This is a genomic window from Candidatus Eisenbacteria bacterium, assembly GCA_026388185.1.
Taxonomy (GTDB): domain Bacteria; phylum Eisenbacteria; class RBG-16-71-46; order JAFGJU01; family JAFGJU01; genus JAPLKG01.
The window spans coordinates 1-11,419 of the sequence record JAPLKG010000015.1 but is presented as its reverse complement, the minus strand read 5'-3'; the positions used below and the strand labels follow the sequence as shown (position 1 = coordinate 11,419).

The following is an 11,419-nucleotide window of genomic DNA, read 5'->3' as shown; positions in this document are numbered from 1 at the left end:
GCAGAACAAACGTGTAGTCAGGTGGAAGAACGGTCTCGGGGTTGCCGTCGCTGCTCGAAAACTCGATTGTCCCATCGTAGTCAGGCACCCTGTTCCCAAACCTGTCCCTCACCTCAACGACAACGTCGCTCGAAGTTCCGGAAACGACAGGATCCGATACGCTGGACACAATAAGAGTATCCTCTACGGAATAACGAATCGAAGCGTACGTCGTGACTGTGGGGAATGCCGGGGTATTTGTGTCAACGTCCGTCACGGTGATCTGGAACTCGCCAGCCCCAATGTCATAGTAGTCGAAGGAAACCTGTGAACTATCCTCCGCCATCACCTTCTCAAATATCTCGTCCACTCCCCCAACTTCCCTGAACTCTCCCGAGACAGAGCTTGTCGCTAGTTGCAGAGTCTGCGGAGAGGACACGGGAGATACGTTACCGAAGGAGTCCAGCGACGTGAACAAAAACGTCCCTTGCGTGCCGGCAACGAGGAACAAGCTGTCCGGGATGACGACAAGGACGGAAGGACTTCCGGGCGTGACGACAGTAGGCGTCGGGCCGAAATCGCGAATCGTGGTGTCTGCGTCATCGACGGCTCTGATGTAGATGGACTCGGCCACGAAATACTTCTCATCGATACTGCCCTGGCCCTGCGAAAGGTCCATGGTCGCTATGAAAAGACTTCCGGTTCCGGGCACACTGCCAACGGAGTCGCTCCACGCGGTCAAAGTGAGCACATCGTCACTTCCGACCCCGGTAGTGACGATGTTTCCGTCAGCATCGAGGGCGGCCGCCGCAACAGAGAAATCTTCTCCGGCGACAGCCGTGTCGGCCTGGGCAACGTCGAGCCGCGTGTAGGCTCCGTTCGTGACCGTGACGAGCCCCGTCGAGTCGACGTGGGCGAAGTCGTCTTCGGCAATGATGTATCCGGTACCGGTCTTGTCAGCGTCAAGGGTGATGGTCGAATCCTTACCGCCGACGAGTTCACCGATTTCGCCCGTGACGCTCCACGTGCAGCTTACTCCGCCCGTGGGGTTGTCGTAGTCGTCAAATCCCTTGGCCGTGAAGACGTTGGAGTTCTGATCGGCGGTGAAGCCTATCTCACCCGCTTCGCTCCCGGCGAAGAATACGACCACTCTGGAACTCGGCCCGGGGAGAACGCTGATCTTGGGAGAGCCTGACGTGAGGGCCTGTGGAGAGTCACCATCCGGATCGCTCTTCACAACGAATGAGGCGGAGTCCGGCGCCGTGGTCTGCGCCCTGGCCAGACTGTATGAACCGCCGTAGATGACTTCAACGAAGTCTCCGTTGCTAAAGCTCTGGGGGAGACTTCCGATATGCAGACGAATCGTTCTGTCCACTATGACCAGCGAGTCAGGATCAAACAGACCCGAGAGCGTCGCCCGCACGAATCCTTCCACGGTCGAGTCCGAAAGCTGGGGAGCACTCCATCCCTCAGGAATATCGATAGCCACCGTACCCCCGTCCCCGCCGAAGTCCTCTGCGGCAGTGTACCTGATGGTCCATTGGCCGTACGTGCCGGCCACCGCGTCCGTGTTGGGCCACATTTCGGCAGTGCCGCTCCCAGGTGCGGCCAGGCACGGCGCGGAAGCAACAAGAGAAAGAACTGCCCAGACGGCGGCGAACCTCACTGGGACCGCGAAAAGCCGTTGCCGCGCCACTATGTCTGTAAGCTGTCGGTGTCGGAGCATGGAAACCTTCCGTCCCGGCATTGGAAGAAGCCTTTCCGCAAGGACAAATCTCTTACCGCAAACTCCCCTTTTCAGCTTGAAACTAAAGGAGTTTCGGTTTCAGACCACAGGTTGCAACAAGCATGCCACGTGGCGCCGTTTGCAGTGCTCGGTAGAAGCGCTGGAATTGCGGGATTCGATGTGCGGTTACGCAAGGATATGTGATTGCGCAAGAGGGTGCGCCCAAGAGGTCCGTACAGATAGGTTCGTGGAAAAACCGCGGTCAAATCGAAAGGCTCTCTCCCACCCCTGCTTCCCTGAGTTGAGCTTGTGCCGCGGCAAGCCTTGCAATAGGAACTCTGAACGGTGAACAACTGACGTAGTCAAGCCCCAGCTTGTGGCAGAAATTCACGCTCGATGGTTCGCCTCCGTGTTCACCGCAAATGCCGATCTTGAGATTCGGCCTTGCCTTTCTGCCTTTCTCAACGCTTTGCCTCATGAGTTGACCTACACCGTCCTGGTCTATCGTGACAAACGGATCTTTTTCGAGTATGCCTTGCTCTATGTATTGAGGGAGGAATTTCCCCGCGTCATCCCTGGAAAAGCCAAACGTCATCTGGGTGAGATCGTTCGTGCCGAAAGAGAAGAACTGGGCCTCCCCGGCTATCTCGTCCGAAGTCACAGCAGCTCTCGGCAATTCAATCATTGTACCGACAAGGTACTCAATCTTCACTCCACACTTTTCCATGGTCTCTTTGGCCATTCTATCAACTATTCCCTTTTGTTCTCTAAACTCGTTCACGTGTCCCACCAGGGGTATCATGACCTCGGGGACGATCGTCTTACCATCCTTGGCCAACTCGCACGCTGCCTCGAAGATCGCCCGAACCTGCATTTCAGTTATCTCGGGGAAGGCAATTCCGAGCCGGCATCCCCTGTGACCCAACATTGGATTGAACTCGTGCAGATCGTTTACCCTGCGTAAGAGGGTGCTCTTCTTCTCGATTTGCTCGGGGGGCGCCTTCCTTTCCTGGAGCAATGCGAGCTCCGCCGTGAGGTCTTCCCTCTTGGGCAAGAACTCGTGTAGCGGCGGATCCAGAGTACGGATGGTAACGGGCAGCCCCTCCATTTCCTTGAAGAGACCTATGAAGTCCGCTTTTTGGAAAGGAAGCAGCTCGGCCAGCGCGCCCTTGTATATGCCCATGGGTTCTTCCATTCTCTTCCTGGCTGCCGATAGCTCTGTCTCAAGCTGCCCTTTTTCTTTCCACGAAGCTTTCTCAAGCTGGGCTTCCAGGTTGCGCACTTCCCTTTCGGTGGCTTTTGCTTCGGCCGCGTACATGATCATTTTCTGAACTACGGGCAATCTCTCTTCGGCAAAGAACATGTGCTCCGTGCGGCAGAGACCGATCCCTTGTGCCCCGAAAGCTCTAGCCTGAGCGGCATCCCTGGGTATGTCGGCGTTGGCCCTTACTTTCAGTCGTCTGACGCCGTCGGCCCATCCCATAAACTCTCCGAATTCCCCGCTGACCTTTGCCTCAACCGTGCCGACGTCACCCAGAATCACGTCGCCCGTGGAGCCATCGATCGTGATCAAGTCTCCTTCTCTCACCGTTATCTTGCCTACGGTGAAGAATCTTTCCTTCTCGTTCACTTTCACGGCCCCGCATCCTGCAACGCAGGTCTTGCCCATGCCTCTTGCTACAACGGCGGCATGAGACGTCATCCCTCCCGTAGCGGTGAGGATTCCATCGGCTGCGTGCATGCCATGGATGTCATCGGGGTTTGTTTCGTTCCTGACTAGTATCACTTTCTTGCGATTCTTCGACCACGCTACTGCGTCGTCGGCACTGAACACGACGGCGCCGCTTGCCGCTCCCGGAGACGCAGCAAGGCCTCGCGCAATGACGCGCAAGTTCGCGCTCTTGTCAATCTGCCGGTGAAGCAGTTGATCCAAGGACTCGGGAGTTACGCGAAGAAGCGCTTCCTCCTTGCTAATGAGGCCTTCCTTCGCCATCTCAACTGCTATCTTGACTGCCGCGGGCCCCGTCCTCTTTGCAGTTCTGGTCTGAAGTATGTATAGCTTCCCCTCCTGCACGGTAAACTCAAAGTCCTGCATGTCCCTGTAGTGGCGCTCCAGCTTCGCGACGATACCCTGGAGTTCCTCGAAGACGTCCGGCATTTCCCCGGCAAGCTCGTCGATGGGTCTGGGGGTTCGTATCCCTGCCACCACGTCTTCACCCTGAGCATTGATCAGATATTCACCGTAGAACTTTCTCTCTCCGTTAGAAGGATTCCTGGTGAAACCCACGCCCGTGCCGGAAGTACTGCCCATGTTTCCGAAGACCATCGCCTGCACGTTCACGGCCGTACCGATCTCGTCAGGTATGGAGTTCTGCCTTCTGTAGAAAATCGCCCGCTCGTTGTTCCAGGATCCGAAAACGGCGTCTCTCGCCATGTCGAGCTGCCTGCGAGGATCCTGCGGAAATTCAATCCCCTTCTCGCGCTTGATCAGCTCCTTGAAGCGGCGGCAAACCTCTTTCATGTCTTGAGCATCGAGCCTGGTATCTTCTTCCACTCCCTTTCGTGCCTTCACCGCCTGAAGTTCCTCTTCAAAGAGAGCCTTGCTCACACCAAGCACGACACTGCCGAACATCTGAATGAATCGTCTGTATGCGTCGTAAGCGAACCTATCGTTGGCCGTCTTGCGTGCCAGGCCCTCCACGCTCTTGTCGCCCAGACCGAGATTGAGAATAGTGTCCATCATCCCGGGCATCGAGAACTTGGCTCCGGAACGCACGGATACGAGGAGCGGGTCCCGGTCGTCTCCCAGATTTTTCCCCATGATCTTTTCAAGTTGCTTGAGGTTCTCTTCCTGTTCCTCAAGATAGTCGAGAGGAAGTTCTCCATTTTTCTCATAGTAGATTCTGCAAACCCGCGTACTGATCGTGAATCCCGGCGGCACGCGGAAACCTGCTCTTGTCATTTCGAAAAGGCCGGCCCCCTTGCCTCCGAGGACGTCCTTGATCTCCACACCGAGGTGAGTTTCTTCCTCGCCGAAGAAGAAGATGTGTTTGTCCTGCTTCATCAACCATTCCTCCGAATGAGTCACTACAATACCAGGTCACGCGGTTCGATCAAATCCTGCAATCATGCCCCCGAATCACACGTTCAGACTTTTCTTGCGACTTCTTCAGCGACTTCCAGTGTGGTCGAGGTTCCGCCCATGTCGTACGTTCTCTTCCTGCCCTCTCTTATTACGGCGGTTATTGCCGCTTCGAGCCTCTGAGCCTTCGCCGTTTCTCCAAGCCATTCCAGCATCAATCTCGCCGCAAGCAGCGTCGCCATGGGATTTACCTTGTACTGGCCGGCGTACTTGGGGGCGGAGCCGTGCGTAGGCTCGAAGACGGCAAACTTCTCGCCTATGTTGCCCGACGAAGCAAAACCGAGGCCTCCCACGAGCTGGGCCGCCTCGTCGGAGATTATGTCGCCGAAGAGATTCGTCGTCACGAACACGTCATAATCGGTCGGATTCTTGATGAGCCACATGGCGACTGCGTCAACGTTGGCCTCTCTGTACTCGATGTCCGCGAATTCCTTGGCGACCTTCTGAGCTTCTTCCAGGAAGAGACCGCACGTCTTTCTCAGGACGTTCGCCTTGTGCACCACGGTGACACTCTTCCTCTCGTGTTTTCTTGCGTATTCAAAGGCGGCCTTAACAATTCTGTGAGAGCCCTTGCGCGTTATCACTCTGAGTGACACTGCCGTCTCGCTCGGATCGACCCTTCCCTTCACTCCTTCGAGTCCGGCTATTTCCTTCGGCATCGGAAAGAACTCTGCCCCGAAATAGAGGCCCTCGGTGTTTTCGCGGAAGATCACGAGGTCTATGCCTTCCTTCAGGTTTAGAGGATTTCCCGGATAGGCCTTGCAGGGACGCAGATTGACGTAGAGATCGAAGAGCTGCCTCATCTTGACTATGGGACTGCGGTAGCCGGGAACGTGCGGCTTCGAAGTGATGGCGCCAAAGAATCCGCACGTAGAGTTCTTGAGAATCTCGACCGTGGCATCCGGAAGCGCGTTTCCGTATCTTTCCCAGCAGGTCCAGCCTATCTCGGCGGTGACGTACTCGGCGTCCAGCGCCATTGCATCAAAAACAATCTTCGCCGCGTCCAGAACGTCCACTCCGATTCCGTCCCCGGGCATCCATGCAATCGTGTACCTGGCCATAAGATCCTCCAGCTATTCTCTCGTCAGCTATTGTTCCTTCGCGATCTTCTTTTTTGTGTGCTCTATGAGACCTCCGTCCTCGAGTATCTCCGTGAGAAAGGAAGGCAGTGGCTCGAAAGACATCTCTCCCCCGGGAAGGAGAATCTTCCCTCGTCCAAAATCAATCGTCACGACGTCGCCTTCCTTGACGCGCTTGCTGCATTCTCTTGATTCGACGAGGGGCAAACCCTGATTGAGGGCGTTGCGGAAGAATATCCTCGAATACGAACCGGCAACAACCGCGGCCACGCCCGCGGCTTTGAGACACGTGGCGGCCTGCTCTCTCGAACTACCACATCCGAAGTTCGAGCCGGCGACGATTATGTCTCCCGGTTTCAACTTGCTCGCGAACTGCGGGTCGACTCCCTCGAGCGCATGAAGCGCCATCTCCTCCGGAACGATTATCGGGAGATACTTCCCAGGATATATGACGTCCGTGTCGACGTTGTCGCCGAGCACCCAGACTCGACCTTTCATTGTTTCCAACCTACCCGCCCTCCTTGACTCACTTCACCCTTCGCGGATCCGTTATCTTTCCGGCGACCGCGCTCGCGGCCACGGTGGCAGGACTTGCCAGATAGACCTCGGATGTCGGACTCCCCATCCTGCCCTTGAAATTGCGATTTGTCGACGCGATGCAGATCTCGCCGTCGGCGAGGATTCCTTCGTGCGCGCCCAGACAGGGACCACACCCGGGATTCACCAGCACGGCCCCGGCCTCTATGAGCTCCGTGATAACGCCGGTCCTTATTCCCTCGAGAAGAACGGTCCTCGAGGCGGGAACAACGAGCATCCTCACGTGAGGATGAACACGTCTCCCGGCCATGACGGATGCCGCTTCTCTCAAGTCTTCAATTCTTCCGTTAGTGCACGAGCCAAGCACTGCTTGATCGATCCTCGTGCCCTCCATTTCGGCGACGGGCTTCACGTTGTCGACGCCGTGGGGACAGGCCACCTGCGGCACCATCAGCGATATGTTGCAGGTCTCTTCTCGCACGTAGGCCGCGTCGGGATCGGGATGGAATGCCTTGCCGCCCGTCACTTTCAGACCCTCGAAAAACGCGGTGGTGACTCTGTCAACGGGCACGACGGCGTTCTTCGCGCCCATCTCCATCGAGAGATTACAGATGGTGAACCGACCGGGGATTCCGATGCCGGCCATCGCGGGTCCGTGAAATTCCACCGAGCAATAGTTTGCGCCTTCGGCTCCAAGTCTCCCCACGAGATGAAGAATGAAGTCTTTCGGAAAGACCATCTCGGGGAAACTGCCGTGCACGTGAACCCTTATGGATTCGGGCACCCTCAGCCATATCTTCCCGGTCGCCCACACGGCCGCCATCTCGGTCGCGCCTATTCCGGTACCGAAGGCCCCAACGCAACCGTACGACGTGGTGTGCGAGTCGGTGCCGAGCGCGAGCATTCCGGGAAGCACGTGTCCCTTTTCCACCAGGACCTGGTGGCAGACCCCCTCTCCCACGTCGTAGAACGAGGCTATTCCTTGTTCCTTGACGAACTCTCTTATTGATTTGTGAGCATTTGCGGTCTTGGTGGATTCTGCGGGCACGCGATGATCGAGTGGAATCACTATCTTTGACGGATCCCACACTCTGTCGACGCCGATCTGTCTGAACTGTCTTATCACAAGACCGGCATTGTCGTGGCTCATCGCAACGTCGGGCGACACTTCCACTATCTGCCCCGGTTGCACAAAGTCAGTCCCGGCCTTAAAGGCGAGGAGCTTTTCCGCGAACGTGAGTCCCATGCTTCCCCTTCCACCTAAGCGTTCTTCTTCAGATACTCGATCAGTCCTCCGGACCCCGCGATTTCCTTTTCCAGACCGGACGCCGGGATTCCTTGAAATGACTCACCCGTCGTGAGATCGATTATCTTACCGCTGTCAACGTGCACCTCGACGATATCGCCGGTCTTCATGGTGTCAGAGATCTCGGGACATTCGATGACGGGAAAGCCCAGGTTGACCGCGTTCCTGAAGAAAATTCTGCTGAAGGACTTGGCAACCACGCACGAAATCCCGAGGTACTGAAGACACAACACCGCGTGCTCTCTCGAGCTTCCGGTCCCGAAGTTTTTCCCGGCCACGACCACGTCTCCGCTTCGTGCTTCGCGCGGAAAATTCTCCATGCCGGGAACGTACTCCATGGCATGTTTGGCCATCTCGTGCGGGTCGGTTACCGGCAAGTATTGGCCGTGATAGATTTGATCCGTGTCGATGTCGTCCCCCGTCACCCACGCTCTACCTTTCAGTTTCATGGCAATCGCTCCGTGGTTTATCGTTCGGTACTACCTCAGGAATTCGCCCGGATCGGCGATTTCGCCCTTCACCGCAGACGCGGCCACCGTTGCCGGACTCGCCAGGTAAACCTGAGACCCCTTACCCAGTTTTCCGAGAAAATTCCTGTTCGACGTGCTTATGAGCACGTCGCCCTTGCCGAGGACGCCGTGATGCCCCGTCGTACACAAACTGCAGCCCGGATTAGTCACTATCGCACCCGCCTCCAGGAACGTTTCGTAATGACCCGCCTTGAGGCATTTTCTTGCCACCTCAATCGTGGCCGGCACTATCGTGAGCTGAACGGAAGGATGAACCCGTCCTCCGGCCTTGAGCACCGCTGCGGCCTCGGAAAGGTCCTCGTATCTCCCGTTCGTACACGAACCCACGAACGCAAAATCTATGTGAGTCCCCTTCACCTGGGAGACCGGCCTCACATTTCCAGGTGCGTGCGGGCAGGCGACCTGAGGGGGCAGGTCATGTATGTCAATCTCGATGCTCTCGGAGTAGGTCGCGTCGGCGTCTGCCAAGACGGGCTCCGAAGCCTCTCCCATGCGGCTCTTGAGAAATTCAGAGATCTGGTGATTGGTGGGCACGAAGCCTATCTTTCCATTTATTTCCGTGATCATGCTGGCGAGCGTGATCGCGTCATGCAGTTGGAAACCGTTGATTACGTCCCCGTAGAACTCGAGCGACTTGTAGTTCGGCTTGTCCGGACCGATGCGAGAAATGAAGTACAGAGTGAGGTCCTTCGCGGTCGTGGGAAACGAATACTTGCCCTTGAAATTGACTTTGATTGTCTCCGGTACTTTGAACCACAGCCTGCCCGCGTACCATGTGGCCACCATGTCCGTGGTCCCGACTCCGGTTGCGAAACATCCCGCAGCGCCGAGCAGGTTCATGTGACTGTCGGTTCCGACGACAATGGAACCGGGACGTATAAGACCGTGCTCCAGAAGAACGTGCTGACCGATGCCGGCGTTGACGTCGAACAATTTCTGTATGCCTTGTTTCTTGGCGAATTCTCTGCAGATTCTCTGGTTGTTTGCAACGTCCGAAACCTTGGCGGGAGCCTGGTAATCAAACGTGAGAGCCACCCGTGAAGGGTCCCACACCGGTCTCTCGCCGAAGGTCTTTTCGTATTCAATGACCACGTTCGGGCCTCCGAAGTCTCTGATGACGGCCAGATCTATCCCCGCCCAAACCCTGTCGTTCGGCTTCACTGCCTTGCCGGAGCCTGTTGAAAGGATCTTCTCGATTATTGTCATGGCTTCACCTGCCCTTTGCCTTGAGGGACTCGAACAGGGCAAAGTCACAGTGATTCACGATTATCGCCTCAGCGCTTCTATATCCGCCGTCTCCTTCGTGAGCATGGACGGCCACGATGTGGATGACTTCGGGGGGAAGCCCCGCTCTCTCCGCGAGGAAGACACCCGAGAAAGGATGCCTCAACAGAGCCCCGGTCGGGCTTTTCACAAAGAAACCCTGCTTCTTCTGAAATTCGAGGAGCTTCCCGACGTCGTGTACCAGGGCGCCGGAAATGAGCACGTCCTTGTTTATCGAAAGAGACTCGGAGAAGAACTCCGCAACAACGTCTCCGAGTTTGATCGCCGCTTTCGTCACGGCGCGTGTGTGGGCAAGCAGGCTCACGTCACACTCAGGTATGAGCAGCGTAAAGGGGAGAAAGTCAATGTCGGAAGGCTTCCAGCCTCCCCTCTCGAGGCCGAGAACCCACGCCTTCAGAGTCGCCGCGCGAAGTTTGACGTCGGAGATCTCTTCACATTCCGGGAGGAGTCTCCTCATCTCTTCCTTGACGCTGGCCTGCCCTCCGACGCTCGCCGTTCTTCGGACGCTCTTCCGTCCTTGGATGATCTTGTGTCCTCTGAGACGCTCGTTACCTTTCATGTTAACCCCCTTCAACGGCGGACAAATCAAGACCGAACGCTATTTCTCCTGGTATTCTGCCTCAGAGGGAACGACGGTTCTCATGGGTCTCATGGTACTCGTTTCTTCGTGGATGTGAGCGACGAGACCGGGCACTCTGCCAATCACAAAGAATGCGTTCCCCAGTGAAGGCGGAAAATCCATCTCACAAAGTAGGGCAGCGATTGCACCGTCAACGTTGAGTGGAAGCTCTTTGCCCGAGGATTCCTTGAGGGCTCTTTCCAGGCACTCGGTCATCTCGACGTGAGGGCCCTTGAGATCGGATTCTGCCGCAAGTTCACGGAGCTTTTTTGTCCTGGGGTCCTGGGTGTGGACGCGATGTCCAAAGCCAGGCAGTCTCTTTCCCTCGTCCTTCAGTCTGCGGGCAACGTCTCGGGCCTCTTCGTCAAACGAAATCCCCTTCTTCTTCGCCTCGTCGACGGCGCTCTTGAGAGCCTTCATGCAGTCTTCCACGGCGCCGCCGTGATGCTTTCCGATCGAAATCACTCCCGCGGCCAGCGCCGCCGTGAGCGGCACCCCGCACGAAGCCACGGTCCTCGCTGCGACCGTGGACGGCGGTGTGACGCCGTGGTCTATCGATGCAACAAGTATCGCATCGAGCACTCTCCGGTGAGACTCGCTCGGCAGCTCACCCTTCAGAATGAGGTAGACCACCTGCGCAAAGCTCAACTTGCCCATGAGCTCGTCGAGTCTCTGCCCTCGTACCGTGATTCTGTTAGGCTCGATCTTGGTGATTCTTGTGACCCAGCTCATCTGGCCTCCGGCGGTTGACGCCTCCAAAGTCTACGGGCTACAGAGTCTAAAACGCGCTCCGAGCCTGCCACACGATCGCGATTCTCTTGTCACATTTATCCGATCCGAAAAGATATCTCGGTCGCTCAGACACATTTCTCCAATTCGAAGCACGGTCTGACTTCACCCACAATCTTTCCGCGATGGTTCGTGACGGGGGTCGTCCGAAATTCTCTCAGCTCCTCAAGCTCGCTCTCGGTAAGAAGCCCCATCTGTCTCATGGCTTCCATTGCAGCGGGAGCGACGGCTCTCGCCGACCCGTCCTCGACCTTGAGGCAGATGCCGATTCCCTTGTCTCCGTCGCCGACGCAATATATTCCCTCACCACCGCCCTTGGCGATGACCCGACCCCCGGTGCTCCTAATGATAGCAGTACAGACCCTACCTTCACCAGCCACCATTTCCGGGTATTGAGCCATTGCGTCCCGAATTCGGCGCAGGCTCTC

The 11,419-nt window shown here is 56.7% G+C and carries 10 protein-coding genes; all 10 read right to left on the bottom strand.

Annotated features, from left to right (window positions below):
• Window positions 1–1,705: hypothetical protein (locus NTX17_09035; GenBank protein ID MCX5801516.1), on the bottom strand; the 1,705-nt coding region annotated here is incomplete at its 3' end.
• 262 nt (window positions 1,706–1,967) lie between these two features.
• On the bottom strand, window positions 1,968–4,769 hold the full coding sequence (ppdK, locus tag NTX17_09030; GenBank protein ID MCX5801515.1) for a pyruvate, phosphate dikinase: 2,802 nt from the start codon (window positions 4,767–4,769) through the stop codon (window positions 1,968–1,970).
• 83 nt (window positions 4,770–4,852) lie between these two features.
• A complete protein-coding gene (locus NTX17_09025) occupies window positions 4,853–5,908 on the bottom strand; it encodes an isocitrate/isopropylmalate dehydrogenase family protein (protein ID MCX5801514.1) in 1,056 nt (351 codons plus the stop codon).
• A gap of 27 nt (window positions 5,909–5,935) precedes the next feature.
• Window positions 5,936–6,424, bottom strand: a complete 489-nt coding sequence (locus NTX17_09020; protein ID MCX5801513.1) for a 3-isopropylmalate dehydratase — start codon at window positions 6,422–6,424, stop codon at window positions 5,936–5,938.
• A 28-nt stretch (window positions 6,425–6,452) separates the two neighbouring features.
• Window positions 6,453–7,709, bottom strand: coding sequence for a 3-isopropylmalate dehydratase large subunit (locus tag NTX17_09015; GenBank protein ID MCX5801512.1), 1,257 nt, complete (start codon window positions 7,707–7,709; stop codon window positions 6,453–6,455).
• A gap of 14 nt (window positions 7,710–7,723) precedes the next feature.
• Entirely contained in the window at window positions 7,724–8,218 is a 495-nt protein-coding gene (leuD, locus tag NTX17_09010) for a 3-isopropylmalate dehydratase small subunit (GenBank protein MCX5801511.1), read from the bottom strand.
• 30 nt (window positions 8,219–8,248) lie between these two features.
• On the bottom strand, window positions 8,249–9,505 hold the full coding sequence (locus NTX17_09005) for an aconitase/3-isopropylmalate dehydratase large subunit family protein (GenBank protein ID MCX5801510.1): 1,257 nt from the start codon (window positions 9,503–9,505) through the stop codon (window positions 8,249–8,251).
• A 4-nt stretch (window positions 9,506–9,509) separates the two neighbouring features.
• Window positions 9,510–10,142: an HD domain-containing protein gene (locus NTX17_09000; GenBank protein ID MCX5801509.1), complete on the bottom strand. Its 633-nt coding sequence runs from the start codon at window positions 10,140–10,142 to the stop codon at window positions 9,510–9,512.
• Window positions 10,143–10,181: 39 nt separating this feature from the next.
• A complete protein-coding gene (locus NTX17_08995; GenBank protein MCX5801508.1) occupies window positions 10,182–10,934 on the bottom strand; it encodes a citryl-CoA lyase in 753 nt (250 codons plus the stop codon).
• Between the two features lie 125 nt (window positions 10,935–11,059).
• On the bottom strand, window positions 11,060–11,419 hold a 360-nt coding region (locus NTX17_08990), incomplete at its 5' end, for an asparaginase (GenBank protein ID MCX5801507.1).